This window comes from Methylomonas sp. DH-1, from assembly GCF_046097555.1.
GTDB lineage: Bacteria > Pseudomonadota > Gammaproteobacteria > Methylococcales > Methylomonadaceae > Methylomonas > Methylomonas koyamae.
On sequence record NZ_CP143089.1, the window covers coordinates 2,048,429 to 2,072,385 of the forward strand.

The 23,957-nt window shown below is 51.7% G+C and carries 29 protein-coding genes and 2 pseudogenes; 21 read left to right on the top strand and 10 right to left on the bottom strand.

The window, feature by feature from the left end; all coding sequences use genetic code 11:
• Positions 1-132 precede the first annotated feature (132 nt).
• From VXJ35_RS09670 to VXJ35_RS09695, 6 genes and pseudogenes are all read right to left on the bottom strand, one after another.
• Positions 133-747, bottom strand: coding sequence for a hypothetical protein (locus VXJ35_RS09670; protein ID WP_064021373.1), 615 nt, complete (start codon positions 745-747; stop codon positions 133-135).
• Positions 748-848: 101 nt separating this feature from the next.
• Entirely contained in the window at positions 849-1,658 is an 810-nt protein-coding gene (locus tag VXJ35_RS09675; protein ID WP_064021374.1) for a hypothetical protein, read from the bottom strand.
• Between the two features lie 17 nt (positions 1,659-1,675).
• Positions 1,676-2,767: a hypothetical protein gene (locus tag VXJ35_RS09680; RefSeq protein ID WP_157198133.1), complete on the bottom strand. Its 1,092-nt coding sequence runs from the start codon at positions 2,765-2,767 to the stop codon at positions 1,676-1,678.
• A gap of 8 nt (positions 2,768-2,775) precedes the next feature.
• The gene (locus VXJ35_RS09685; protein ID WP_064021376.1) at positions 2,776-3,081 is read right to left on the bottom strand and encodes a hypothetical protein; all 306 of its coding nucleotides are present in this window, start codon (positions 3,079-3,081) and stop codon (positions 2,776-2,778) included.
• Between the two features lie 9 nt (positions 3,082-3,090).
• Positions 3,091-3,231, bottom strand: a pseudogene (locus VXJ35_RS09690) (helix-turn-helix transcriptional regulator); the annotation flags it as partial.
• Positions 3,232-3,402: 171 nt separating this feature from the next.
• Positions 3,403-3,819: a hypothetical protein gene (locus tag VXJ35_RS09695; protein ID WP_064021377.1), complete on the bottom strand. Its 417-nt coding sequence runs from the start codon at positions 3,817-3,819 to the stop codon at positions 3,403-3,405.
• A gap of 104 nt (positions 3,820-3,923) precedes the next feature.
• Between VXJ35_RS09695 and VXJ35_RS09700 the strand changes: the two genes are divergently transcribed.
• The 6 genes from VXJ35_RS09700 (at position 3,924) to VXJ35_RS09725 (ending at position 9,085) form a co-directional block, all read left to right on the top strand.
• Positions 3,924-4,112, top strand: coding sequence for a ribbon-helix-helix protein, CopG family (locus VXJ35_RS09700; protein WP_064021378.1), 189 nt, complete (start codon positions 3,924-3,926; stop codon positions 4,110-4,112).
• Between the two features lie 23 nt (positions 4,113-4,135).
• Complete coding sequence (locus VXJ35_RS09705; RefSeq protein WP_064021379.1) at positions 4,136-6,652, top strand: class I SAM-dependent DNA methyltransferase; 2,517 nt, start codon at positions 4,136-4,138, stop codon at positions 6,650-6,652.
• Positions 6,649-7,692 carry a YhcG family protein gene (locus VXJ35_RS09710; RefSeq protein WP_197496030.1) on the top strand — a complete coding sequence of 348 codons (1,044 nt, stop codon included), beginning with the start codon at positions 6,649-6,651 and terminating at the stop codon, positions 7,690-7,692. Before VXJ35_RS09705 ends, VXJ35_RS09710 begins: the two co-directional genes overlap by 4 nt.
• Before the next feature lie 245 nt (positions 7,693-7,937).
• A complete protein-coding gene (locus tag VXJ35_RS09715) occupies positions 7,938-8,501 on the top strand; it encodes a restriction endonuclease subunit S (protein ID WP_269454928.1) in 564 nt (187 codons plus the stop codon).
• On the top strand, positions 8,473-8,757 hold the full coding sequence (locus VXJ35_RS09720) for a type I restriction endonuclease (RefSeq protein WP_231914882.1): 285 nt from the start codon (positions 8,473-8,475) through the stop codon (positions 8,755-8,757). Before VXJ35_RS09715 ends, VXJ35_RS09720 begins: the two co-directional genes overlap by 29 nt.
• Positions 8,720-9,085 (top strand): M48 family metallopeptidase, encoded by a 366-nt coding sequence (locus VXJ35_RS09725; RefSeq protein WP_231914883.1) that lies wholly within the window; start codon positions 8,720-8,722, stop codon positions 9,083-9,085. Before VXJ35_RS09720 ends, VXJ35_RS09725 begins: the two co-directional genes overlap by 38 nt.
• 64 nt (positions 9,086-9,149) lie before the next feature.
• On the opposite strand, the gene VXJ35_RS09730 is transcribed toward VXJ35_RS09725, so the two are convergent.
• Positions 9,150-9,392: a DUF1778 domain-containing protein gene (locus tag VXJ35_RS09730; RefSeq protein ID WP_064021382.1), complete on the bottom strand. Its 243-nt coding sequence runs from the start codon at positions 9,390-9,392 to the stop codon at positions 9,150-9,152.
• A 354-nt stretch (positions 9,393-9,746) separates the two neighbouring features.
• On the opposite strand from VXJ35_RS09730, the gene VXJ35_RS09735 reads away from it, so the two are divergent.
• Positions 9,747-10,778: an IS5 family transposase gene (locus tag VXJ35_RS09735; RefSeq protein WP_064020809.1), complete on the top strand. Its 1,032-nt coding sequence runs from the start codon at positions 9,747-9,749 to the stop codon at positions 10,776-10,778.
• A gap of 416 nt (positions 10,779-11,194) precedes the next feature.
• Here the strand turns inward: VXJ35_RS09735 and VXJ35_RS09740 are convergent.
• Positions 11,195-12,438: pseudogene (locus VXJ35_RS09740) on the bottom strand (IS256 family transposase).
• A 231-nt stretch (positions 12,439-12,669) separates the two neighbouring features.
• Here VXJ35_RS09740 and VXJ35_RS09745 point away from each other — a divergent pair.
• From VXJ35_RS09745 to VXJ35_RS09755, 3 genes are all read left to right on the top strand, one after another.
• On the top strand, positions 12,670-13,095 hold the full coding sequence (locus VXJ35_RS09745; RefSeq protein ID WP_064021383.1) for a VOC family protein: 426 nt from the start codon (positions 12,670-12,672) through the stop codon (positions 13,093-13,095).
• A gap of 112 nt (positions 13,096-13,207) precedes the next feature.
• Positions 13,208-13,504 (top strand): hypothetical protein, encoded by a 297-nt coding sequence (locus tag VXJ35_RS09750; protein WP_064021384.1) that lies wholly within the window; start codon positions 13,208-13,210, stop codon positions 13,502-13,504.
• A gap of 246 nt (positions 13,505-13,750) precedes the next feature.
• Complete coding sequence (locus tag VXJ35_RS09755; protein WP_157198134.1) at positions 13,751-13,900, top strand: hypothetical protein; 150 nt, start codon at positions 13,751-13,753, stop codon at positions 13,898-13,900.
• A 626-nt stretch (positions 13,901-14,526) separates the two neighbouring features.
• Here the strand turns inward: VXJ35_RS09755 and VXJ35_RS09760 are convergent.
• Entirely contained in the window at positions 14,527-15,624 is a 1,098-nt protein-coding gene (locus VXJ35_RS09760) for an IS5 family transposase (RefSeq protein WP_064020044.1), read from the bottom strand.
• A gap of 250 nt (positions 15,625-15,874) precedes the next feature.
• On the opposite strand from VXJ35_RS09760, the gene VXJ35_RS09765 reads away from it, so the two are divergent.
• From VXJ35_RS09765 to VXJ35_RS09775, 3 genes are all read left to right on the top strand, one after another.
• A complete protein-coding gene (locus tag VXJ35_RS09765; RefSeq protein WP_157198135.1) occupies positions 15,875-16,408 on the top strand; it encodes a hypothetical protein in 534 nt (177 codons plus the stop codon).
• Positions 16,409-16,574: 166 nt separating this feature from the next.
• The gene (locus VXJ35_RS09770) at positions 16,575-17,048 is read left to right on the top strand and encodes a hypothetical protein (protein WP_064021386.1); all 474 of its coding nucleotides are present in this window, start codon (positions 16,575-16,577) and stop codon (positions 17,046-17,048) included.
• A gap of 236 nt (positions 17,049-17,284) precedes the next feature.
• Positions 17,285-17,755, top strand: a complete 471-nt coding sequence (locus tag VXJ35_RS09775; protein WP_064021387.1) for a GNAT family N-acetyltransferase — start codon at positions 17,285-17,287, stop codon at positions 17,753-17,755.
• A gap of 246 nt (positions 17,756-18,001) precedes the next feature.
• Here VXJ35_RS09775 and VXJ35_RS09780 read toward each other — a convergent pair whose 3' ends face one another.
• Positions 18,002-18,511 (bottom strand): DUF1993 family protein, encoded by a 510-nt coding sequence (locus VXJ35_RS09780; protein ID WP_064021388.1) that lies wholly within the window; start codon positions 18,509-18,511, stop codon positions 18,002-18,004.
• Positions 18,512-18,693: 182 nt separating this feature from the next.
• Here VXJ35_RS09780 and VXJ35_RS09785 point away from each other — a divergent pair, with 182 nt between their 5' ends.
• From VXJ35_RS09785 to VXJ35_RS09820, 8 genes are read left to right on the top strand one after another with little or no spacing between them, the layout of a single operon-like run.
• The gene (locus tag VXJ35_RS09785) at positions 18,694-19,287 is read left to right on the top strand and encodes a restriction endonuclease subunit S (RefSeq protein WP_064021389.1); all 594 of its coding nucleotides are present in this window, start codon (positions 18,694-18,696) and stop codon (positions 19,285-19,287) included.
• Positions 19,284-20,792: a type I restriction-modification system subunit M gene (locus VXJ35_RS09790; protein ID WP_064021390.1), complete on the top strand. Its 1,509-nt coding sequence runs from the start codon at positions 19,284-19,286 to the stop codon at positions 20,790-20,792. Before VXJ35_RS09785 ends, VXJ35_RS09790 begins: the two co-directional genes overlap by 4 nt.
• Complete coding sequence (locus tag VXJ35_RS09795) at positions 20,789-21,025, top strand: hypothetical protein (protein WP_064021391.1); 237 nt, start codon at positions 20,789-20,791, stop codon at positions 21,023-21,025. The genes VXJ35_RS09790 and VXJ35_RS09795 overlap by 4 nt, the downstream gene beginning before the upstream one ends.
• Positions 20,997-21,218, top strand: coding sequence for a hypothetical protein (locus VXJ35_RS09800; RefSeq protein ID WP_064021392.1), 222 nt, complete (start codon positions 20,997-20,999; stop codon positions 21,216-21,218). Before VXJ35_RS09795 ends, VXJ35_RS09800 begins: the two co-directional genes overlap by 29 nt.
• On the top strand, positions 21,215-21,487 hold the full coding sequence (locus VXJ35_RS09805) for a type II toxin-antitoxin system RelE/ParE family toxin (RefSeq protein WP_064021393.1): 273 nt from the start codon (positions 21,215-21,217) through the stop codon (positions 21,485-21,487). Before VXJ35_RS09800 ends, VXJ35_RS09805 begins: the two co-directional genes overlap by 4 nt.
• 9 nt (positions 21,488-21,496) lie before the next feature.
• The gene (locus tag VXJ35_RS09810; RefSeq protein ID WP_064021394.1) at positions 21,497-21,994 is read left to right on the top strand and encodes an endonuclease domain-containing protein; all 498 of its coding nucleotides are present in this window, start codon (positions 21,497-21,499) and stop codon (positions 21,992-21,994) included.
• Positions 21,981-23,240 (top strand): restriction endonuclease subunit S, encoded by a 1,260-nt coding sequence (locus VXJ35_RS09815; RefSeq protein ID WP_064021395.1) that lies wholly within the window; start codon positions 21,981-21,983, stop codon positions 23,238-23,240. Before VXJ35_RS09810 ends, VXJ35_RS09815 begins: the two co-directional genes overlap by 14 nt.
• Positions 23,233-23,955 (top strand): Fic family protein, encoded by a 723-nt coding sequence (locus VXJ35_RS09820; protein ID WP_157198136.1) that lies wholly within the window; start codon positions 23,233-23,235, stop codon positions 23,953-23,955. The genes VXJ35_RS09815 and VXJ35_RS09820 overlap by 8 nt, the downstream gene beginning before the upstream one ends.
• The last annotated feature ends 2 nt before the right edge of the window (positions 23,956-23,957 follow it).

The following is a 23,957-nucleotide window of genomic DNA, read 5'->3' on the forward strand; positions in this document are numbered from 1 at the left end:
ATTAAATCAATGACTTACAAAGTGAGTTGTTGAGCAAAATCAGAAAAAGTCGGCTTCGGGATAACAATCGGGATAACTTTTTTCGTCTCAAGCAACGTTACCCCGATTTTGCGAAACAGATTTTGCTTAATTTCAAATTAGCGGCTCATCATCAAACAAACGCAGCCGCTTAACGATTCCGGCTAACGACTGAGTGACCAATACATCGTGTTTTAGTTGAAGCCTATGGAATGTTTTCCAGTGCATACCTTTCGGCTTGATTCCGTTGGGATTTAAGATTCCCGCTTCCCAACCCAACTTTTCACGAATCCGGTCTGCTTTTCTACTCGCTCGGTCATCCGGTTTTTCTCGAGTCGATTGATAAGCCAGTTGATGGCAATGCCGGCACGCAAAGATTTTTCCGCCATAAAGAATCGCCACCCGCTTGCTGCAACCCTGTGCAGGGCATAGGAACCACGTTCGCAATCCTCCCAAGTTACAGTGGGTCTTTTCCAGATAGACGGGATAATCCAGGTTTTGCCAAGGGCCGTTGTGTCGCTGATGCCGATATTGGAGAATGACCTGAGCCGCGTGCGCTGTGATTTGTATCGACCCGATCACGGTGTCGGATCGGGACCACGTCAAGCTTGAGGTTCGACCCGGTGTCAACAAACCTTGGCGTTGCAAATAGCGTACATCCAGAGCCCGCATGTCGTTGGTCGTATTTTTGCCGCCTTGGTAGCGGCGACCGCTGCCGATTCCACCCATATTTTTCCTTCGATTTTGCCTAAATCATTTGGCAAGTGTGGATGCGATTGTTTAGCTAAATTGGCCAGAAGCCTTGCTGTGTCTAGCGTTGACTGCGTTTACTAAGGAGTCGGATTGATAGGGCTACGCAGGTCTTTCAGCTTCAAAATCATCGCCAGTGTGCGTTCGAACTTACGATCCAGGTGGACTTCGTAACGGTTTAGCTTCTCCAATTGCTGTGGTCTGAGGCCTTCGCCCAAGGTTTGAGCTTTGATTTCTTGGTAATACAGGGCCTCTTTTTGCATTTGCAGGCAAAGTGGGCGTAGTTTGTCGCGAATGAATTCTGCCAACCCTTCCGCAGTGGCCGGATATTCCTCGTCTTCCACATAGTCGTCCCACATGTCGCGGCTTTCCGGAATCAAAGCGTTGCGGGCCCGAGCGTAGGCGGTTTTACCGCCTTTACGCAGTATGGCCGCCGCTTTTTCCGTGGCAGCCAGATCGAGTTCGGCTTCATTAAGCCGGGCCTGGTTTTCTTCCGGGCTATCGCAAATAATGTCGGTGACCCATAAATGACTGGATTTGAGGCCAGGATCGAACGGCACGGCCGCTGGCACAATGCTGCTATCGGTTTGGCTGGCGACTTGTCTGAGGTTGCGATTGATCGAAGCGCCTTCCGCCAAAAGCACTCGGCGCTTGCGCCACAAGATCGCCGCCAATTCTTCCACCAAGTGCATTTCAGTCATGCCGGCCGGCTGATGTTCATTTTGCAAGGCCGTCAGTAATTCATTGAACGCGTTTTTATCCTCGTGAGGCAATACGGCATGCTTGGACAAAATGCCGTGTGTCATCGCGTTATAGCGCACCGTTTGGTAGGGGGCGCTTGAAGGTAATGCCGGATTGGCAGATACGATTTCGTTTGCCAGGTCGTTCATAAATGGATGCTCCTAATTCATTCGCCGCGACTAGCACGGGCATAAGCGTTATCGTTTTTGGCTTGATTGACAGTTTTTACAATCGGGCCAGAGAAAACCTCCGAAACCGATAAAACCGATTCCACCCGCCAGCGCTCGGATGAGCTATTGCCAGGCGCGCGCACGAAGCGTTTGCCATTGACAATGCGACCGGCATGGCGCTTGATCCAGCGCCCGAGCTTGCGCCGATTGATCTCGCCACGTTCGTTGGCGATGTCATCCAGCACTTCTCGCAGTTCTTGATGGTCTTCGAAAGCCAACTCCGATTTATGGATCGCCTCTCGAACCATGGCGGCAGTGTTACCAAACACCGCTTGCCAAGCTAACAGCAGGCGACCCAAGGTTTCACGGTCCGGGTCCTCGGCCATCGCTTCAAATACCGAAGTGACCGGATCGGCGCAGCCCAGCCACAGTAATGGCTGGCAGCACAGATCAGACCACTCGTCATAATTTCCCAGTGGTTTGCAGTTCGTTTTCGGCCGTCCGGCGGCAATCCAGGCCCGAACGATAATCAACGCCGCCGACACAAATCGCCCGCGTTCGCGCAAGACATCGTGGATAAGACGAGGCCGCTTGAAATTGCGTGAGGCGGGTATTTCGCAACCGGGGTCCAGGTGGATGGTCACGCAGCGCCGGGGCATGTCCTGTATCGGGCCGACGTTATTGCCGCTGGAGATAAACAGCGTTCGCGTGCTGACTGTGGCGGTTTTGGAAACGCCCAGTATTCGCCCGCTGATAAACTCCGCGGTCAATGCTGTACACAAGCTCTTATGGGCAACCAGGTCGCCGGTCAGATTGTCGAACTCCGCCACGGCCGGCGCCCGCAGCAACTCGGCCAATAACAGTTTCCGACATTCTTCGTCATCACCGGGAAAGGTGGTGGGCGTGCCGCGCTGTGGCGTGGCAAAGGCTGTAATCAGTGCGCACAAATAGGATTTACCCGAGCCTGGCATGTGTGCCTTAACATGAAACATGGGCGCGACGGTCAGGCATGGCCGTAAGACGGCGGTGAGGATAGCGGCCAGGGCGGCGGCTTGGTCAGTTGGGGTAGCGAAACTGAATTCCGCCAACGTATCAATCAGCACTGCCAATGCGGCTTCGGCCTCGATATGGGTTGGCTGTATACCGCCAATGAAAAATAGTTATTGGCATCTTGAGGCAGCGAAACATCCCTCTCGGCACTGCCAACCCAAGGCCGGCCAAACCAAGCACTTTTTGCAACGTTGGCCGGGTTGCCCGCAAAACTAACAATGACCGGACGAACATCGCTTTGCCCGAGACCGAAGATCGCCGACAAAAACGCCTGATTACTGACCAAATCGGTTTTGTCGCTTTTATCGGTTTCGGCGGGGATAAAATCAAAATCTGTCAAAGGCATATCCATGATGCCCCCTTAACCAACCGCTTTACGGCTGGCTTCGATACGCTGATTCAGCCACGCATCGACCTCGGCCTCGATCCAGCCTACCGCGCGGTCGCCCAGCGAAACCGGTGCAGGAAAACTGCCTTCGGCTACGCGTAAATAGATCGTGGAACGGGGAAAGCCCGGTGCGGGTTTTAACGGACGGAAGTCTTAAAATCTTGGTAACCATGTTGGTGCCTCTTTGAGGCTTGTTGAACATGGTTTCGAATTGTTATGTCACGACAGACCCTTATGAATGCACTCTGCGTAGCAAGGACTAGCATTTGCTAAGCAGAGGCCAGGTCATTGTGGATTAGGCGTATTTCTCAATGCTTTACGCGCTGCGTTAAAAGACATATTCAACGCTGCACTTTCTTGTTCAGCACAGATAATGTAGCGATCACTCGGAGCAAATTGATCGATATCGCTCTCCAAAAACCAGCAGGCCATTAAGGGAGACAAATAATCCTCGCCGGTGAAATACTCGAAATGGAACCGAGGCGGTCGATCAAGCTCGTTAGCATTTTGATAAGCTGACAATCCACCGAGTTTGGGGCCGAGGAATAGCCAAGCTACTAATTCTTCTGGTGTTGTACCCAAAAGAGCGGTAAGTCGTTTAAGGGCTTTGGGGTAGGCAATGTAGGCTTTGACAGCAACATTGTCGTCTATGCGCGTTTCAGCCATTGTCTCAATGTCTTTTTGATGGGAGTTTCTCGTCATGGGTGTATACCTTCGGATGGCACCATACATTGAAGTTGGACGGCATCGAATTCTAATGTACATTGCAGTACATTCCCAGTACCGTAAATCCAGGGTAAACAGACATGGCAACGACCAAAACCACCACGCTAACCTTTCGCATCGACCCGGCGCTAAAAGACGCGCTGCGCCTGGCGGCCGAGCGCGAGCATCGCTCGCTGGCTAACATGGTGGAAGTGCTGATTCGGGATTATTGCGGTCAACACGGCATCGCCATTGCCAGTCAATCGCCAAACTCCAATAACAACGACTAAACACGCAACACCGTCATCTATAAATGGCCATCAAAAAATCCGATCTCTATTCCTCCCTGTGGGCCTCGTGCGACCAGTTGCGCGGCGGCATGGACGCCAGTCAGTACAAGGACTATGTGCTGTTCATGCTGTTCATCAAATACATCACCGACAAATACGCCGACAGCGACGACTTCGCGCCGCCGGTGGTGATTCCGCCCGGCGCCAGCTTCAAGGACATGATCGCCCTCAAAGGCAAATCCGACATCGGCGACAAGATCAATACCCAAATCATAGCGCCACTGGTCAATGCCAACTCCCGTTTGGCGCTTAGCGATTTCCCCAATTTCAACGACCCCAACAAACTCGGTGAAGGCCAGGACATGGTGGAGAAGCTCTCCAACCTGATCGGCATCTTCCAAAAGCCCGAGCTGGATTTCTCGAAAAACCGCGCCGAGCACGACGACATTCTCGGCGACGCCTACGAATACCTGATGCGCCACTTCGCCACCGAAAGCGGCAAGAGCAAGGGCCAGTTTTATACGCCGTCGGAAGTCAGCCGCGTCATCGCCAAAGTCATCGGCATCTCGCCCGACAACGCCAAAGGCTCCACGACGGCTTACGATCCGACTTGCGGTTCCGGCTCCTTGCTGCTGAAAGTCGCCGCCGAAGCCGGCAAACACATTACCTTGGAAGGCCAGGAGAAGGACGTGACCACCGCCGGTCTGGCGCGGATGAACATGATCCTGCACGACTTCCCGACCGCCACCATCCTGTCCGGCAACACCTTGGCCGCGCCCAAATTCAAAGACGGCGAAAACTTGCGCACCTACGATTACGTGGTCGCCAATCCGCCGTTTTCCGACAAGACCTGGAGCACGGGCCTGACGCCGGGCGACGATGCTTACCAGCGCTTTACTTGGGGTGAGCCACCGGCCAAACAAGGCGACTACGCCTATCTGCTGCACATCATCCGCAGCCTGAAAGCCAACGGCAAAGCCGCCTGCATTCTGCCGCACGGCGTGCTGTTTCGCGGCAATGCCGAAGCGGTGATCCGTCAGCAATTGGTGCGGTCCGGGTATTTGAAAGGCATCATCGGCCTGCCGGCCAATCTGTTTTACGGCACCGGCATCCCGGCCTGCATTTTAGTTCTGGACAAGGAAAACGCCACCGCCCGCAAAGGCGTGTTCATGATCGACGCCAGCAAGGGCTACATCAAAGACGGCAACAAAAACCGCTTGCGCGAGCAGGACATCCACAAGATCGTCGACACTTTTACTAAACAAGCCGACGTGCCGCGTTATGCCCGCATGGTGCCGTTCGACGAAATCGCCGACCCCAAAAACGACTTCAACCTGAATTTGCCGCGCTACATCGACAGCAGCGAGCCGGAAGATATTCAGGACATCGACGGTCACCTGAACGGCGGCATCCCCGAACGCGATCTGGACGCGCTGGCCGACTACTGGCAAGTGCTGCCCGGTGTACGCGCCACACTTTTCTACCCTCTCCCTCTGGGACAAATCCGCCAGGAGCGGATTTGGTCTGGCAACGCCAGTCCGGAGGATTCCGGGCAGGATAGCCCGGAAACATTGGGGCTGGGGGTGAGGGAAAGGCCCGGTTATAGCTATCTACAATTGGCGCTGTCCGAAGTCAAACCCGCCATCTTCGGTCACGCCGAATTCGCCGCCTTCAACGCCCAGGCCACCGCCCGCTTTCAAGGCTGGCGCGACGCCACCACGCCGCTGCTGACCGGTTTTGACAAAGACGGCCATCCGAAAGCCTTGATCGAAACCATCGCCGAAGATTTGCTGAACACCTTCAAGCCGGCGCCGTTACTGGATGCCTACGACATCTACCAGCACCTGATGGACTACTGGGCCGAGACCATGCAGGACGATTGTTACCTGATTTCCGCCGATGGCTGGGTCGCCCAACCGGCCCGCATCATCGAAACCGACAAGAAAGGCAAAACCAAGGACAAGGGCTGGATCTGCGATTTGATTCCCAAACCCTACATCGTCGCCCGCTATTTTGCCGACGAACAGGCTGCCATCGAGGCCAAACAAGCCGAACTGGAAACCGCCAGCGCCAGTCAAACCGGATTGGAAGAAGAACACAGCGGCGAAGACGCCATCTTTGCCGGTTACGACAATATCAATGCCGCCGCCGTTAAAGACCGGATCAAGGAAATTGGTAAAGACCCGGACGGCGCCGACGAATTAAAAGTGTTGAAACAGTGGCTGGAACTGGCTAATCAGATCAGCACTTTAAAAAAGCAGGTCAAGGAAGCCGAAGCCGCGCTCGACCAACGGGCCTACGACCAATACGCCAAGCTGAGCGAAGCCGAAATCAAAACCTTGGTGATCGACGACAAGTGGATGACGCACTTGTCCGCAGCCGTGCAGGGCGAACTGGATAGAGTCTCGCAAACCCTGACCGGCCGGATTCGAGAATTGGCCGAACGCTATGCCACGCCGTTGCCGCAGTTGGAAGACGAGGTGGCATTGCTGGCGGCGCGTGTCGATGAGCATTTGAAGAAGATGGGCTTTGCGGTATGAGCACCGATATGCAAAACCTCACAGCCTCCCCGGATTACCGAAACCTGCTGGATCGGATTTCAGACACCTACACTCAAGGTAGAACCCGGGCTGTGCGGGCCGTCAATCTGCACCTCACCGAAACCTATTGGCAAGTCGGGCGGCACATCGTCGAATTCGAGCAAGGCGGAAAGGACAAAGCGGAATATGGCAAGGCACTGATCAGCAATTTATCTCGTGACCTGTGTTTGCGTCATGGTCGAGGGTTCAGTCGATCTAATGTGGTTTACATGCGCCTGTTTTATCAATGCTTCCCGGATGCGCAAAAAAGTCAGACATTGTCTGACCAATTGAGCTGGTCCCATATTGTCGAGTTGCTCAAGATCGGCGATCCGCTAGAACGTGGTTTCTACCAACAGCAAACGATCCGCGAACGCTGGTCGGTGCGGGAGTTGATGCGGCAAAAAGACAGTTCGCTGTTTCTGCGCCTCGCTGCCTCCAAGGACAAGGCCGGCATCCTGCAACTGGCCGCGCAGGGCCAACTGATCGAACAGCCTGCCGACTTGTTGCGCGAACCCTATGTGTTCGAATTTCTGAAAATTCCCGAGCCGTACCAGGTTTCAGAAACCCAGCTCGAAACCGTACTCTGCGATCACCTTCAGCCTTTTTTGCTCGAACTTGGCAAAGGCTTCACCTTTGTGGGGCGGCAATACCGCGTGACCATCAACAACAGTCATTACAAGGTTGATCTGGTGTTCTATCACCGCATCCTGCGCTGCTTCGTACTCATCGATCTCAAGCTGGGCGATGTGCAGCACCACGACATCGGTCAAATGAATCTGTATCTGGGCTATTTTGCCAACGAAGAAAACGTGGAGGGTGACAACCCGCCCATCGGCATCATCCTCTCCCGCAACAAGGATGAATTGCTGGTGGAATACGCCACCTACGGTATGAACAGCCAACTCTTTGTGCAGAAATACCAGCTCTATCTGCCCGACCGCGAAGCCCTGCGCCGCGAACTGGAACTGAGCTTGCGGGAGGCGGAAGCCGATGAATAAACAACAGGGTTGTTCCGATAACCCGCAATCGGCGGTCAACGAAGCCAGCGCGGCTTATCGCTTGCAGGTTGGAAATGCGACTTTGATAAGCCGGGTTACAAGATGACGGAGGTGGGGGTTATTCCGGAGGATTGGGGGGATTCGCACAATCGGTCAGACCTTCCGGTTGATCAACGGATGCGCTTTCAAACCGGATGATTGGAAACAAAGCGGCACGCCTATCATCCGAATTCAGAACTTGAACGATCCCGTATGCGTCGTTCAATTATTCACAAGCTCCCGTAGCCGAAGCAAATCGTGTTGAACCTGGTGACCTGTTATTTGCTTGGTCTGGAACGATGGGTACTTCCTTCGGTGCACGTATTTGGACAGGCCCATCCGGTGTCTTGAATCAGCACATATTCAAGGTGCATATGAATCAAGACGAGATCACGCTTCCGTTCTCGCTGCTCGTCTTCGCAAGAGTTGAAGAAGACATCGCGAAACAGGCTCACGGGTTCAAAGCGTCATTTCTGCATGTGAAGAAGTCAGATCTGGTCAAAGTAAGCTTGCCAGTTCCGCCCCTCCCTGAACAACGAGCCATCGCGGCGGCGTTGAGCGATGTGGATGCGTTGCTGGACGGGTTGGAGCGGCTGATCGCCAAAAAGCGCGACCTCAAACAAGCCGCCATGCAACAACTCCTCACCGGCCAAACCCGCTTGCCGGGGTTTAGTGAGGAGTGGGAAATGAAACGGGTTGCTGAGCTTGGTGAGATTGTTACCGGCGGGACGCCGCGCACTGATGTTAGAGAATATTGGGGTGATGGTTAACGACTTTGCGCTGGCCGAGGAAGTCACTTTCAAGGGCGGTTACGAGCGGCGGCCGGACATTGTGCTGTACATCAACGGCATCGCCATCGCGGTGATCGAGTTAAAGCGCAGTTCGGTGGATGTGGCCGACGGCATACGTCAGCTCATCACCAATCAGGAAGCCGTTTGTGAATGTCGATCATCGGCGGATTTCCATGTATTTGCCGCCCGAAACGACCTTGAAAAAACGCGCCGAGTTGCTGCACGAATGGCATAAGTTGTTACTGCATCAGGCCATCCCGCCGTTGATCGCAAAATGGCAAGCCAAGCTTGGCGTAACGGTTAAGCAGTATTTTTTGCAGCGGATGAAAACCAAATGGGGCAGTTGCAACCCAAAATCCGGGCATATCCGCCTGAATACCGAACTCGTGAAAAAGCCGAAGCATTTATTGGAATACGTGGTGGTGCACGAAATGGCGCATCTGCTGGAGCCGACCCATAACGAATGCTTTCTCGCTATCCTGAATGAATACTACCCAACATGGCACGAGGCGCGGGCAGAGCTGAACGAACTGCCGTTGTCTGCGGAACAATGGAAGGAATGATTAGGCAGGAGGCGAATCTGTTTTTCATTGTCTAAGAGAATAGGTTCGGCCAAGAAGCGACAATTCAATCTCTGACTACCGATTGTTTATGCAATACCAATGCTTCTGTTAATTTGGCGTTTTGGGCTGGCGGGTTTTCCAGAGCCTCCAAAAACAGGGTCCAATCGGCCTGGGAAAGGCTGATTTGTTCATGCTCATTGATGATGTTTTCAGCGGCGGCTAGTGACTGAGTCAAGACGAAATCGGACAGTTTTTTGTGACTGTAGCTACCCGTCGGAATGGGCGGCGATTCAGTCGATTTCAGCAAAGTTTGGTTCTACTGCTGAAACGTTACACCGCAGGCTGAGAAAAACCCAAAAAACGCATGGCACGCAAAATGAAGCCTCCTGTAGCGATTCGGAACGGTTCAAGCCTCTGGACTGGAACGGGAAGGCTGTGAATTGCGCCAAGCCAACGAGATTCTGCGCATACCCAAATGGCACAAGAGGCGTCAGTGAACTGGGGCGACTGGTTTAACCATCAACGCTTGCTAGGACCGATTGGTAATATTCCGCCTGACTAAACCGAGGTCATGAATTATCAACAACTTCCTAAGGGAACCTCTAAAAATTGCGCCCGGCGAGTAAAATGAGTCGGAGCTAAAGACCTTTGGAGAGCAGAGATGACGGTGGCACAAGACGACCTTTTCGGTTCCCTGTTTGAACATCGTGATCGTCGGATCGATCGGCTGGGCAATCCGTTGTTGGAATTGGACGCGCAAGTGGATTGGGAAGCGTTCCGTCCGTTGCTGGATCAAGTCCATCACAAAGTCCGCAAATCGTCTGCCGGGCGTAAGCCTTGGGATGGGGTGTTGATGTTCAAAGCGTTGGTCATCGCTAGTCTCTACAATCTGAGCGATGAGCAACTGGAGTTCCAAATCGAAGACCGGCGCAGTTTCCAGCGATTTATTGGGTTGTCGGATGCCAAGCACGCGCCGGATCGCAACAGTTTCTGGCTGTTTCGTGAGTCACTCAAAGAACTGAAACTCACCGAGACGTTATTCAACGAATTCAACCGGCAATTGGATCGCGCCGGCCTGATCGCCCGCAAGGGCCAACTGATTGACGCCAGCTTCGTCAAGGCGCCGGTGCAGCGTAATACGCCGGACGAAAACGCCCGGATTAAAGCCGGCGAAACCGTCGAGGACTGGTCGGCCTCCAAACGCAGTCAGAAGGATACCGATGCGCGCTGGACCAAGAAAGGCGACAAGAGCTATTACGGGTACAAGAATCACGTCAACGTTGATAATGCCCACAAGCTGGTGCGCAAATACACGGTCACCGATGCCAGCGTCCACGACTCCCAAGCCCTGAACGGCTTGCTTGATAGCGGCAACACCAGCCGGGATGTGTGGGCCGACAGTGCCTATCGTTCCGAAGCGGTGGAAGAACTGTTAAAAGTCCAAGGCTACCGCAGCCGGATTCACCGCAAAGGGGTGCGCGGCAAACCGCTGACTGACCGGGAAAAACAAGGCAACAGTACCCGCTCCAAAACCCGTTGCCGGGTCGAGCACGTGTTTGCCTGGATGGCGCAATGGGGCGGTAAGGCGATCCGTTGCATTGGCCTAGCCCGCGCCGAAGTACGTATCGGCTTCATGAATCTGGTGTACAACATGCGACGTTTTTGCGCCATTCGCAGGGTAGCTGCGTCTTGATGCCGCCCATCGGAGCTGAAAAGGCTTCGAGTTGAAGGTAGTCCGCTTGGAAATGCCAGCTTTCGAGCACGTTTTACGCCCCGAATCTGATTAATCGTGGATTTTTAGAGGCTCCCCTAACACCTCCGAGATTCCTAGGGCGATTCAGTGCTTGAGGTCCCAGATACGCTTGAGTTAGTCGTCATTAAATAAAATATTAGTGATTGGGATCATTAATATCACATATTTTTATATATCATATGAACTTGCACTAACTAGATATAAAAAGCGGATTTTAGTTTTACTAGCAATCAAGCATTCATTCAGAATCTTTATCCAGGACTACTAGGCATAGTTGATCAGGCGATAGTTTTGGTTTTTATGTTATTAAATATATAGCACGAGGGTGTCCTGAATTTTGTGTAAACGGGATTTAATTATCGATTGGACATCCTGTCTTCAAACTGAATGCTAAACCGATTCAAAGCGGCTTTCCAGTCATGCAACGGCATTGTCCATTTTTTACTGATATTCATCAGTGCCAAATAGAACAATTTTGACAAGGCATCATCACTGGGAAATGAGCCACGATTCTTGGTGATTTTCCGCAGACTCATGTTCACCGACTCAATGGCATTGGTCGTGTAAATGATGCGGCGTATCTCGGGTGGATAGTCGAAGAAGGGAATGATCCTATCCCAATTCCGTCTCCAAATCTGGCCAATCGGTGGGTAGGCCTCGTTCCACTGCGACTCGAACTCAGCCAGCCTTTGCTCTGCTTCAACGACGGTGGCGGATTGGTATATTCGCTTGAGATCGCCGGCGATCTGTTTACGCATCTTCCAACTGACATAGTTCAGACTGTTGCGGACCAAGTGAACGATGCACAGTTGGACGGCAGCCTGTGGATAGACGGTTTCAATCGCTTCGGGAAAGCCTTTCAAGCCATCGACACAGGCGATAAAGATGTCTTGCACACCGCGATTCTTCAAGTCAGTGACCACTTGTAACCATTTATGCCCTTTGGGTAAAACTTGGCACCTTCGGTTTGGGCGATCCACAAGCCCAGCACTTCCTTCTCTCCTTGCAGGTTAATCCCAATGGCCAGATAAACGGCCTTGGCGCGCACGGCACCGGTATCGCGCACTTTGACATGGATACAATCGAGATAAACGATGGGGTAAACCGGATCAAGCGGCCGCAATTGCCAGGCTTTCACTTCTTCTATCACCCCATCTGTCACCGAGGAGATCAAGGTGGGTGAAACTTCGGTGCCATACAGTTCTTCCAGATGGCTCTGGATTTCCCTGACCGTCAGGCCTCGGGCATAAAGCGAAATAATCTTGTCGTCAAAGCCCGTCCAACGGGATTGGTGTTTGCCAATGATTTGCGGCTCAAAGTGGCCATGACGATCACGGGGAATCTCAATCGGCAATGCGCCAAAATCGCCTTTCAGGGTTTTACGGCTCTTGCCATTGCGGGTGTTGCCGGTGGCGTTGCAGACTGACTCATGCTTGGCATGGCCTAAATGTTCAGTCATTTCGGCTTCTAAGGCTCGCTCGACCAAGGCCTTGGTGAGTTGTTTTAGCAGGCCATTTTCGCCCAGCAGGTCTTCAGGTTTTTGATAGCCCGACAATAAGGTATCAATTAGGTCGGTTGGGATGGCTTTTGGTAAGGTCATAGTTACTCCTCAAAGTAAGGGCAGTTTCCTGCCTAATGGCCGTTTACACAAAAATTCTTACACCCTCATCTCTGGAGATGGCCTTTTTCGATTCCGGTGCGCCTGTTTTTTGCTGTTAAACACCTGCAAACTAAAAAGCGAGCCACTCTCAGGTTCTATAAATGACGTTTTATGAGTTCGATCTGCTATGACTTCCCGGCATATCTTTACACGTGACATGAGTTATGAGTCATGAAACAGACGATTAGCTTCATCACATTAGGTGTTACCGATCTGGAACGCAGCCGGCGCTTTTATCGTGCGCTGGGCTGGACTGAATCGTCGAGTAGCCAGGCGGAAGTCGCTTTTTTCCAAGTTGGCTGTATTGCTTTTGCCTTGTTTGGTCGCGAATCCTTGGCCGAGGATGCCAATGTTTCGTCTGAAGGCTCGGGATTTGCCGGCTTTACAGTCGCGCATAACGTAGCGTCCGAAAGCGATGTGGAATCGACCTTGTCAGAGGCCGTTGCCGCGGGCGGACGCTTGCTGAGACCTGGAGAAAAAGCCCCGTGGGGTGGTTTCAGGGGCTATTTTGCCGATCCCGATGGCTTTGTTTGGGAAGTTTGTTACAACCCATTCTTTCCGTTGGATACGCAAGGATTCGTGCAATTGCCGACCTAGTGGACGATGGATACGCGGTTGGCCCATTGCGCTGCTTCATGATCATCGTCACGGAATTGCTCTGGCGTATTCGTTAGTCTGACCCCACATGCAAAAAACGGGGGTTTGTGTCATGTCTACCGCGGCTATCGATACTCATGTGTTAAACAGCCTATTCGACAACCAAAAACGGCTGGAGGATGTGTTTAACTCTATTTTCGACGACGACAGCTACTTTATCGGTAGCGATTACTCGACGGCAGCGGTGACCTCTAGCTCTACAGACACCTTGAGCCGTTCATGTCCGCCAAAGCCCAACCGGGTCAGCGATTCCTGGCAGACATTCAACAAGCACTACCATCGCTTTTATCTACTGCCAGTGGTTTTGGAAATTGCGGCGATTTACTGGATGGTAGCCCACTTTTTTTGAAGGCATTGCGCGCGGGTGAATCGATTGGCCTTCGAGAAGACAGCGCTGGGCTTTGACTTTCAACGCTGCTTTTCGCGCAAGACAGTTCAAAAAATAATTCTCCTGAGCTTTATTCGCCAAGGCCTTGAGTTTTCAAGCTATCGCTATTGGCCAGCAACAACTTGTTGCCCCGTATCGACTTGATATTCCAAGAAAAACTGAAAAAATGCGGCCCATCGACAACGTGATGAATTTGAAGGGGGCTCTATGAAAGTTTTACTCGTGGCTTTGACGGTGCTGTTTTCTGCGGCCATTTTACTGGTCGCCGGTTTTCAGCTGATTCGCTTGCTCGCCAGCGAAATGGCCGAGTTTGTCTTACAAGCATGGCGTAGTCCGGAACTACCTGCTGCGCATTGAGTTCAAATAGAACGCTCATTCACTTCGAGTGAATGCACCGGTTTGTCCGGACAAGCCAACGACCTAAGCCAGTTCACCGAGACGATTGACCAATTTTTGGTCAATCTGAATCAAGTCGTTGTCCCGCAACAAAAAGCACCGCTTGGTCAAGGCTTCGTCACAGTCTTATCCACAGAAACTGTGCATAAAGTTCAATTCGAGCGCAGTCGAGTAATCCATCGCGTCATTTGTAGGGCTAGCTTGTTTGGTTGTCATGGCTTGCAGTTCTGATAAGCCGTTTTACGCTTTGAATCATCATGCAAGCACTCACAGACAAACCGCTCTTCGCAGCCCTGCAATACGCTAGAAACCAAGATGAACAAGCCGGCCGAGCCATCCTGGAACGTTTCCAAACCCGGCAACCGGTGTTTGCACCAAGTTCTATTTTTTCAGGTATGCCGGCTGTACCCGACTATGCCCTAACAGGCTGGTGAAAAACCCACTGATATTTCCCCTTACCCACGGTTGCCGTGATTTTTTCGTGTTGAAATCGGTCATGACATCGAGTTTCAAGCGTTTTGCCCCTGTTTCAAGGGCTTTTTATTCGCCTGAAGCCGTCTGTGGACGGTTTTCAGGCGTACTTCACCCTAGGTGGGCGCACTCCACGCCGGTTTCGGCGTGAACACCAATAGGTTGAGCAAGCGCGTCAGGTTGTAGGCGGCGAAGCAAAACAAGGCTTGGCCAGCGACTTTGGCTAAGCCGATGTGACGGGTTTTGCGCAGGCCGCCGACCGTTTTGACCCAGCCAAAGGCTTCTTCGACGATTTTGCGGCGCTTGAGGCTTTGGGCGTAACCTTTGCCGCGCGCGGTGCGGCCATCGACGGCACTGCCGGTCTTTTTCCGGGCCACATGGGCTTTGATGTCTTGCGCCTTGAGTTTGTTGACGAACGCCGGTTGGTCATAGCCTTTGTCGGCACCGACGCTACCGCCTTTGGGCACACGGCGTTTGATCATTGTTTGCGCGGCTTCGATTTCGGCGGTGCCGGTGGCTTGAGTGGTTTCGACATCGACAATCAGGCCGTTGCGATTCTCGGACAAGGCATGGGTGATGTAACGCAGTTTGGCCTCGGTGTATTCGCCTTTCTTGTAGAGCCGCGCTTCCGGGTCTGTCGTGCTTTGGTGGGTGGCGTTGCTGCGCTTTTCGCCGCTGAAGTCGACCTCGGGATTGCGGCCGGCGGGTTTGTCCGGGCCGCTGCCGTCTTTCTTAACGAAGCTTTTGTGCGAGGCCCAGGCTTCAATGAGGCTGCCGTCGACACTGAAGTGTTCGTCGGACACCAGGTTTTGCCATTCGGCTATGGCCAGTACCCGCTCAAAAAATTCGCGACTCAGCGCTTCGGACAGCAGCCGTTCGCGGTTGGCGCTGAACACGCTGCGTTCCCAGACAGCATCGTCGATGCCCAGACCGACAAACCAGCGAAACAGCAGGTTGTAGTCCAGCTGTTCCATCAACTGGCGTTCGCTACGAACGGTGTACAGCACTTGCAACAGCAAGGCGCGCAGCAGTTTTTCGGGCGCAATCGACGGGCGGCCAGTGTGCGAGTAACGCTCGGCAAAGACGGCATTCATAGAGGTCAATACGCCATCGACGAGTAGACGTAAACGACGCAACGGATGCTGTTTGGGAATACGTTCTTCCAGGCTAACGTAGCTGAACCAGCTACTTTGAATGGCATCGTGTCCGCGCATTGAAAGGCTCCAAATTTAGGTAGCCTATTTTAACAGTTGGCGGCTCATCTATGCCTTAGCCTACTTGGCTTTTCGAGTTTTTCACCAGCCTGCTAAAGCATGAATGGTGCGAATGTCGGTGCCGCGTTGCAGCAAATTGCCAACGCATTCGGCATCCATTATTCTATTGTTAGCCGACTTATCAACGCCAGGCACAAATTGCAACATTGCAAGACCTGACCCTATGCCTCTCAAAGACAGGAGTAGATCCATGAGCAACCCACTAGATGATTTCAACCGGCGAATGACTTATGGCGACTCACTTGGCCCCGCAAAAAATGCTGCGGAGTCGGCAGCCCAATCGTTTATTGATATTCAAAAGCGTAACAGTTTTTCGGTCGGAGGAGGCAGCATTGACTTCGGCGCAAAGATCTCAACTGTCATTCTTGTTACAGGGATAGCCCTGTTCTACTTCGGAGTTTATTTAGTCGAAAACTTCCAGGAAGGACCCGCTATGATGGGAATCATTGCCTCCCTAATAGGTGGATTCGTGATACTGATTGGAGGGGGTGGTCTCGCTGTCGCGGGGATCAAAAATATTGGCAATGTCGCGAGCCTTCTGGGAACGAAGAACTTGCTGTTCGCGGCGGCGGCCGGATTCATAGCATATTGGATTTCCCCGGCAATCTGGTCACTATTTTGGATGATAGGATTACCAATGGTACCGGTTTGGCTAATCGCACTTATCGCCTATTGCTTACTGTTCATGATTATTCGGAGATTTTTCAGGTTTTTACAGATCTAGCTCAACGCAAATAACGTAAACATACCAGCCTAAGACTGTGTGGCGAATATGTCTAAAACCAACGGCCCAAACCATCATTCCAGCGAGCATCGAAAGCCGCGCCTAAATTTCAACGTCAGGCCGCCTGCATGTTAGATGGAGCAAGCGTATCAAGAAAAGTAATGCCATGAATCACAGTAAATACCTAGCAAATGTATCGTCGATAGCCCTTCTCTCGGTCTCCGTTTCTTCGACAACGCATGCCGCCGACCCGCAACTTCCCCCCGAGTTTTACGGTAGGTATGCGTCTGTTGGCGATTGCACCAAGCAGCCGCGCATCATCGTAGACAAGGCGGGAGTCCACCTCGACACAGCTGCCGGGCAGCGCACCTCGCTGCCGATTGCGGTAAGCTTCACAGCCATCGGCGGCATAAACTATGACGGCATCCAGATATGGGCGTGGGTCAAGCATGGTGGCAAGGACCGTTATGGCGATGACAATGCCCCAGTCATCCTGACGTTCAATGCTGGGGAGAAGCTCGGCGCTCTGAGCGCCGAACGTAGCGCGCCGGGCACTGAGCGCCCTGTAGCACTCGATGGTCCACTCACCAGTATCGTCCAGGCAGCCAGTTTCCATCTGTGCAGTGCGGACGGAAGGTAGGTACCCTCGCAGTGGCAGATGGGCTGCAACTCTATCTCCCTTGGATGGATCAGAGGTGCTTCATGCGAAACGTAATTTCCCCACTATCGAGCTCGCGAAACTTGCTGCCTTCGACGACATTTCCCGGCTTCTTGCTGCCAATGTGGTCTAACCTTACGCTCAAGTTCGCTCCCTCCTGTCGCTGGGACGCGCCTACGGTGCCCCCTTAGCTCTACGTTAGACATCAGGAACGAACGGTGCAGATTCGACGATTCAAGCAAGGCGAAGAGGCTGCCCTCTTCGAGGTCCACTACTCAGCGATCCATCAGGTGGCCTCGCACGACTACTCTCTAGAACAAATCGAGGCTTGGGCACCACCGGATTTGGATCCGGCACTTTGGGAGCGCCGCATAAGGGACATAAACCCGTATGTGGTGGAGTTGGACGGATGTGTGGTTGCCTATGCCGACCTACAGGCGAATGGATACATTGACCACTTCTTCGTGTCAGGCGCGCACCCAGGCCGGGGACTGGGGACCATGCTCATGACGCACATTCTTAAGGAGGCCCAATCGCTCGACCTTTTGGAGCTCACTTCCGATGTGAGTCGCACGGCCCAAGGGTTCTACGAGAGGTTTGGATTTCGGGTCGTCGAGCAACGCACGCCTGTACGCCGCGGGGTAGCGATTCCGAACGCCCTGATGCGGTTGGAGCTGAAAAGTGGTTGACGGGCAGGCTCTGCTAAGGTCTAACAAGACGTTCGACACGGACACGCGCCGACAGGGCTCCGCGAGACTTTCTGGTGAGCGTATGCCTCGCGGCGCCCTGTCGGCGCGTGCCGGTCAACTCCAACGTTGAATGTCAGTTCATCGGTTGCCTGCCGACATCGAGCGCAAACCTTCGAATGTCAACTAGGGGTCTAAACATCACTGTCAACCGAACATCCTGAAGGCCGCTTTTACATCAACCATTCATCACCCCACGTCCCCGAGATAATCCTTCTTACCGATTTCCAGCCCGTTATGCCGCAGAATTACGTAGGTGGTGGTGACGTGAAAATACACATTCGGCAGCACGAAGTCTGTCACGTAAGCCAAACCCGTAAAGGTCGATGTTCGATCATGCCGGGGTAGCAAAATGGTGTTGTCTTCGCTACCGTCGATTTGGCTGGCAGTAAACGAATTGATATGTGCCAGTGTTTTATCAACGCGTTCGATCAACTCAGGAAAAGAGTTTTCGACATCTTCAAATTTCGGCGGCTCTTGCCCCGCTAATCGGGAAACAGCGCCCTTGGCAACGTCGCTGGCAATCTGCACCTGGCGTTTCAATGGGTACATGTCCGGGAATAGTCTGGCGTTGACCAAGACCGACGGATCGATCTTCTTGGATTCCGCGTAAAGCTCTGCCTTTTCCAGAATCTGTCGTAATTGCGTCAAATTGCGAACGATTGGGGTTACCGTAATGGCATACATGGATAACGACATTTGAAGACTCCTGAGTAAGTGAATCAGTGCAACGCTTAGTTTAAGCCGCTTTAGCAAAAGTGATTACATTGGTCGTAATGCCACTTTAATCAATCTGCATCTTCAAATTTAATGCAAAACAAAAATTGACAAGACAGGGTCTTAACCCTATCTTTTGCAGCATCGTAGAAAATGCAGAAGAAATGAATATCCATCAACTTGCATACATTTCCGCCGGTCACCCGATACGCGGCAGTATTCAACATGTGCCGGACGGCGACTTAGCTGTCGTGCAGATGAAAGATGTCGATGCGGAACGTGGCTTGGATGTTAGTCATTTATTTCGTGTCATGCTGACCGGGCGGAAAAAGCCGGATTATCTGCGGCGGGATGATATTTTGTTTATGGGTCGAGGCTATCGCATATTCGCGACGCTGATCGAACACGATCTGGACAACACCGTCGCCGGGCCGCATTTCTTTATCTTGCGACTCAAGCCGCAACAACACCGGCTGATTAGCCCGGCATTCTTGGCGTGGTCGATCAACCATAGCCGTGCCCAGCGTTATTTCTCGCAGCATGTCGCCGGTACTGCCTTGCCGCACGTCAATCGCACGACCTTGGAAAACCTGCCCATCATCCTGCCGCCGTTGGCCGTACAGCACAACATCGTTAACGCTCATCGATGTCGACTGCGGGAAAAAGCCTTGCTGGAACAGTTAATCGACAAGAAAAAACAATTTTTAGACCAGCTATTCGATCAAACATTGGAACCGTATCAAGAGGACAACGCATGACCACCCAAATCAACCAGGACGAAATCAACAGCATTCTCTGGAAGGCCTGCGATACCTTTCGCGGTGTCGTCGATGCATCGGAGTATAAAAGCTACATCCTGGTCATGCTGTTTGTGAAATACATTTCCGACGTTTGGCAAGAACATTACGACGAACTCAAAACCAAATTCGGCGACGATGAAGACATGATCTTGCGCCGTTTGCAGCGCGAACGCTTTGTGTTGCCCAAAGGCTGTAGCTTCGACGCACTGTACAACCAACGTAACGAGTCCAATATTGGCGAAGTCATCAACATCGCCCTGGAACATATCGAAGAATCCAACAAACAAAAGCTGGCTGGCGTATTCAGAAACATCGACTTCAATTCCGAAGCCAACCTCGGCCAAACCAAAGACCGCAACGCCCGCCTGAAACACCTGCTGGAAGACTTTCACGATACCCGCCTGGATTTACGCCCGTCGCGGGTTGGCAATCTCGATGTGATCGGCAATGCCTATGAATACCTGATCGCCAAATTCGCGGCTGGAGCCGGCAAAAAAGCCGGTGAATTCTATACCCCTGCCGAAGTCTCGGAGCTGATCGCCGAACTGGTCAATCCGCAAGCGGGCGAGCGTATTGCCGACCCTGCCTGTGGTTCCGGCTCCTTACTGATTAAATGCGGTAACCAGTTGCTGAAAAACGGTATCAAAGACTTTGCCCTGTACGGTCAGGAAATCACCGGTGCCACCTGGGCTTTGGCGAAGATGAACATGTTCCTGCATGGTATGGACAATGCCCGTATCGAATGGGGCGATACCATCCGCAGCCCAAAACTGATCGAAGACGACACCACCATGAAGTTTGAAGTGGTGGTCGCCAATCCGCCGTTTTCGCTGGATAAATGGGGCTACAACGAAGCCAGCAACGACGCTTACAAACGCTTCCATCGCGGCCTGCCGCCGCAATCCAAAGGCGATTACGCCTTTATCTCGCACATGATCGAAACCACCACCAAGGACTCCGGTCGGGTGGGTGTGGTGGTGCCGCATGGCGTGTTATTTAGAAGTTCCAGCGAAGGCAAAATTCGTCAGCAACTGATTGAAGAAAATTTGCTGGATGCGGTGATTGGTTTGCCGGCTAACCTGTTTTATGGCACCGGCATTCCGGCGGCGGTGTTGGTGTTCAAACGTAACAAAGCCGATAGCAACGTCTTGTTCATTGATGCCAGCCGTGAATATCAGAACGACAAAAACCAGAACCGACTGCGGCAATCCGACATCGACAAGATCGTCGCCACTTATCAAGCTCGGGAAACCGTTGATAAATACGCCTACCTCGCCAGCTTTGACGAAATCAAGGACAACGACTTTAACCTGAACATTCCGCGTTATGTCGATACCTTTGAAGAAGAAGCCGAAATCGACATCAATGCGGTGCAGACGGAAATTAGCCAGTTGGAAAGCGAGCTGGAGGGCGTGAAATTGGAAATGGCGAGTTATTTGAAGGAGTTGGGTTATAAAGGATGAAAACCGATGCCGAAATTATTGGTGCCGGATTCCAAGCCTTGTTTTCCAGTTTGAGCATGGTCGATGCCGAACGTTTTATCATGTTGATAAAACGCGAGCAATTTGATTATACGCAATGGCAAACCCAGCTTTGGAAAAACGAAACCGTTGAATCGCTATCGGAAAAAGCGCAAAAAGAGTGGGAATTAAATTTAAGAGGTGAACATGATGAAAACGATCAGTCTGGAAGTTGAAGAAAGTATCTACCCAAACATTATTAGTTTTCTGCGACTGCTGCCTAACCAGAGCGTACATGTTCTGGAGGACGACAGCGACACACTGAGCGCAGAAGAACGGATTGCCGTAGCGAATAGTCAAGCCCGTTTGCAAGCGGGTGATGACACTGAATTCGAAGATTGGGATAGCGTAAAGGCCGATTTTCAATGACGCCATACCGCTTGAAAATCCATAAGCACGTTAAAAAATTTCTGCTGTCGCTCAGTCCCGAGTGGCGAAACCGCTTTTACGACAAACTGGAAATACTGCGCCAAAATCCACGCGATTCTAAGCAGCTCGACATCAAACCCATGCAAGGCGCGGGCGATGCTATTTATCGGCTGCGGATTGGGCAATACCGATTGATTTATCAAGTCGTTGACCAGGAATTGGTGATTTTTCTGATGACGGCCGGCAGTCGCGGGGATGTTTATAAATGAAGGAACTGGATGATGGCCAAATCTGAAGAAACCATTTTCAACCTGCCGCAATATCGTGGTCGTCGGGTAGAACTGCGGAAAAATCCGACTGAACCGGAGAAACGCTTTTGGCAAGCGGTGCGAGGTAAACAAGTGGGTGCAAAGTTTCGTCGCCAGCATGGCATAGGTCATTACATCGTTGATTTTTATTGTCCTGAGTGGAAGTTGGTAGTCGAACTGGATGGCGACAGTCATTTCCATCCAGAAGCGCAAACGGCTGATACCGAACGAGATATTTATTTACAGCGCCTGGGATTACGTGTTTTACGCTTTACCAATCAAGAGGTGATGCAAAATCTGGAAGGGGTATTGATGAAGGTGATGGAAAGCAACCCCACCCCGGCCCTCCCCTTGCCAGGGGAGGGAGAAAGCTCCTCCCCCTGTGAAGGGGGAGGCCGGGAGGGGGTAGTTCAAACCAATCAGGAAATGGCGGGTTATTTGAAGGAGTTGGGTAATGCGAATTCCTGATGGTTGGCAAAAAATCTCTCTTTCAAATGTTGCAGAGGTAAGAACCGGAGTCGCTAAGGGAAAGCAAAATCTTAAAGACCCAATTGAATTGCCTTATTTGAGAGTCGCTAATGTTCAAGATGGTTATATTGATCTATCCGATGTAAAGAATATTCAAATCGAAAGAAACCAAATTGAACGATTCAGCTTAAAGATTGGCGATGTTTTAATGACTGAAGGCGGCGATTTTGACAAGTTAGGTCGTGGAGATGTGTGGAATGGACAAATAAATCCATGCCTCCACCAAAATCATGTTTTCGCTGTTCGTCCTAACCAGCAAAAACTGAATTCATATTTTCTAGCGGCGCTTTCAGCAAGCCATTATGGAAAAACTTATTTTCTGAGTTGTTCCAAGCAGAGCACGAATCTAGCAAGTATAAATTCTACTCAATTAAAAGATTTTCCGGTTCTTCTACCCACACTCCCCGAACAACAAAAAATCGCCCAAATCCTTTCCACTTGGGACAAAGCCATTGAAAAATTGGAAGCCCTGATAGCCGCCAAGCAAAAGCGCAAAAAAGCCCTGATGCAGCAGCTTTTGACCGGGGAAAATCGCTTGCTGGATAAGAGCGGAGTTAGGTTTAATGGAAAGTGGGAGCTAAAATTTGTTAAAGATTTCTTTGATGTTGGATCTAGCAAGCGAGTCTTGCAGACAGACTGGACTAATGAGGGAGTACCGTTTTATCGAACTAGAGAGTTGGTTTCTTTAAGCAAAAATGAGCCGTTTGGTAGCGAGGTTTATATATCTCAAGAGCTCTTTCAGGAACTATCAGATAAATATGGTTTACCAAGAAATGGCGACTTTTTAGTTAGTGGTGTTGGGACTTTGGGGATAGCCTATCAAGTGAAAGCTGGAGATAACTTCTACTTCAAAGATGGCAATGTCATTTGGTTCAAACTTAGAGAAGGAATTGAGTCTGATTTTTTTAAATACAGTTTTCAATCAGACTTTGTACAGAATCAAATCATTGAACAGGCATCAATAACTACAGTAGGTACTTATACGATACAAAATGCAAAGAAGACCAGATTTTGGTGTCCCATTTCTCTTGAAGAACAACAAAAAATCGCCTCCATCCTCACTGCCGCCGACACCGAAATCGAAACCCATCAAAAGCAACTGGCTGCACTGAAAGAACAAAAGAAAGGTCTGATGCAACAACTACTGACCGGTAAAAAACGGGTCAAGGTGGATGGCGATGTTTGAACGCTGCGACCAACTCAAAGCCGAACTCGACGCCCGCCGTCCGCTGCCGCCGCAGACCTTAAAATCCCTGCACGACCACTGGGTGTTGGAATGGACGTACAACTCTAACGCCATCGAAGGCAATACGCTGACGCTGAAAGAAACCAAGGTGGTGTTGGAAGGCATCACCATCGGCGGCAAGTCCATGCGCGAGCATTTCGAGGTTATCAATCACAAGGACGCTATCGACTATGTCGAGGCGGTGATTGCCGGTGACGAAGTGTTTTCCGAACGCTTGATTAAAGCCATTCACCAACTGGTGCTGAAAAACATCGACAGCCCAAACGCGGGCGTCTATCGCCATGAGAACGTGTTGATTGCCGGTGCCGAACACAGGCCACCCGATTTTCTGCATGTGCCGGAACAGATGGCCGAGTTAGTGCAGGCCTATCACGCCTTTACCGGTCACCCCATCGAACGCGCCGCCCGCTTGCATGTGGACTTTGTCAAAATTCATCCGTTTGTGGATGGCAATGGCCGCACAGCTAGGTTGCTGATGAATTTCGATTTGATGAAGTCAGGCTATTTACCGATGATCTTTCAGGCCGCCGACCGACTGGCCTATTACGAAGCCTTGGATAAAGCCCATACTCAAAACGATTATCAAGATTTCCTCCAGCTGTCGATGGCAGCGGAAATCAAAGCCTTTGACACCGTGTTGTCGTTACTGGGGTAAGC

What these genes read in the sequence shown, in the direction of transcription:
- VXJ35_RS09670 (WP_064021373.1), bottom strand. Translation starts at nt 747, where the DNA reads ATGGGTGGAATCGGCAGCGGTCGCCGCTACCAAGGCGGCAAAAATACG.
- VXJ35_RS09675 (WP_064021374.1), bottom strand. Translation starts at nt 1,658, where the DNA reads ATGAACGACCTGGCAAACGAAATCGTATCTGCCAATCCGGCATTACCT.
- VXJ35_RS09685 (WP_064021376.1), bottom strand. Translation starts at nt 3,081, where the DNA reads ATGGATATGCCTTTGACAGATTTTGATTTTATCCCCGCCGAAACCGAT.
- VXJ35_RS09695 (WP_064021377.1), bottom strand. Translation starts at nt 3,819, where the DNA reads ATGACGAGAAACTCCCATCAAAAAGACATTGAGACAATGGCTGAAACG.
- VXJ35_RS09700 (WP_064021378.1), top strand. Translation starts at nt 3,924, where the DNA reads ATGGCAACGACCAAAACCACCACGCTAACCTTTCGCATCGACCCGGCG.
- VXJ35_RS09705 (WP_064021379.1), top strand. Translation starts at nt 4,136, where the DNA reads ATGGCCATCAAAAAATCCGATCTCTATTCCTCCCTGTGGGCCTCGTGC.
- VXJ35_RS09710 (WP_197496030.1), top strand. Translation starts at nt 6,649, where the DNA reads ATGAGCACCGATATGCAAAACCTCACAGCCTCCCCGGATTACCGAAAC.
- VXJ35_RS09720 (WP_231914882.1), top strand. Translation starts at nt 8,473, where the DNA reads ATGTTAGAGAATATTGGGGTGATGGTTAACGACTTTGCGCTGGCCGAG.
- VXJ35_RS09735 (WP_064020809.1), top strand. Translation starts at nt 9,747, where the DNA reads ATGACGGTGGCACAAGACGACCTTTTCGGTTCCCTGTTTGAACATCGT.
- VXJ35_RS09745 (WP_064021383.1), top strand. Translation starts at nt 12,670, where the DNA reads ATGAAACAGACGATTAGCTTCATCACATTAGGTGTTACCGATCTGGAA.
- VXJ35_RS09750 (WP_064021384.1), top strand. Translation starts at nt 13,208, where the DNA reads ATGTCTACCGCGGCTATCGATACTCATGTGTTAAACAGCCTATTCGAC.
- VXJ35_RS09755 (WP_157198134.1), top strand. Translation starts at nt 13,751, where the DNA reads ATGAAAGTTTTACTCGTGGCTTTGACGGTGCTGTTTTCTGCGGCCATT.
- VXJ35_RS09760 (WP_064020044.1), bottom strand. Translation starts at nt 15,624, where the DNA reads ATGCGCGGACACGATGCCATTCAAAGTAGCTGGTTCAGCTACGTTAGC.
- VXJ35_RS09765 (WP_157198135.1), top strand. Translation starts at nt 15,875, where the DNA reads ATGAGCAACCCACTAGATGATTTCAACCGGCGAATGACTTATGGCGAC.
- VXJ35_RS09770 (WP_064021386.1), top strand. Translation starts at nt 16,575, where the DNA reads ATGAATCACAGTAAATACCTAGCAAATGTATCGTCGATAGCCCTTCTC.
- VXJ35_RS09780 (WP_064021388.1), bottom strand. Translation starts at nt 18,511, where the DNA reads ATGTCGTTATCCATGTATGCCATTACGGTAACCCCAATCGTTCGCAAT.
- VXJ35_RS09785 (WP_064021389.1), top strand. Translation starts at nt 18,694, where the DNA reads ATGAATATCCATCAACTTGCATACATTTCCGCCGGTCACCCGATACGC.
- VXJ35_RS09790 (WP_064021390.1), top strand. Translation starts at nt 19,284, where the DNA reads ATGACCACCCAAATCAACCAGGACGAAATCAACAGCATTCTCTGGAAG.
- VXJ35_RS09795 (WP_064021391.1), top strand. Translation starts at nt 20,789, where the DNA reads ATGAAAACCGATGCCGAAATTATTGGTGCCGGATTCCAAGCCTTGTTT.
- VXJ35_RS09800 (WP_064021392.1), top strand. Translation starts at nt 20,997, where the DNA reads ATGATGAAAACGATCAGTCTGGAAGTTGAAGAAAGTATCTACCCAAAC.
- VXJ35_RS09805 (WP_064021393.1), top strand. Translation starts at nt 21,215, where the DNA reads ATGACGCCATACCGCTTGAAAATCCATAAGCACGTTAAAAAATTTCTG.
- VXJ35_RS09810 (WP_064021394.1), top strand. Translation starts at nt 21,497, where the DNA reads ATGATGGCCAAATCTGAAGAAACCATTTTCAACCTGCCGCAATATCGT.
- VXJ35_RS09815 (WP_064021395.1), top strand. Translation starts at nt 21,981, where the DNA reads ATGCGAATTCCTGATGGTTGGCAAAAAATCTCTCTTTCAAATGTTGCA.
- VXJ35_RS09820 (WP_157198136.1), top strand. Translation starts at nt 23,233, where the DNA reads ATGTTTGAACGCTGCGACCAACTCAAAGCCGAACTCGACGCCCGCCGT.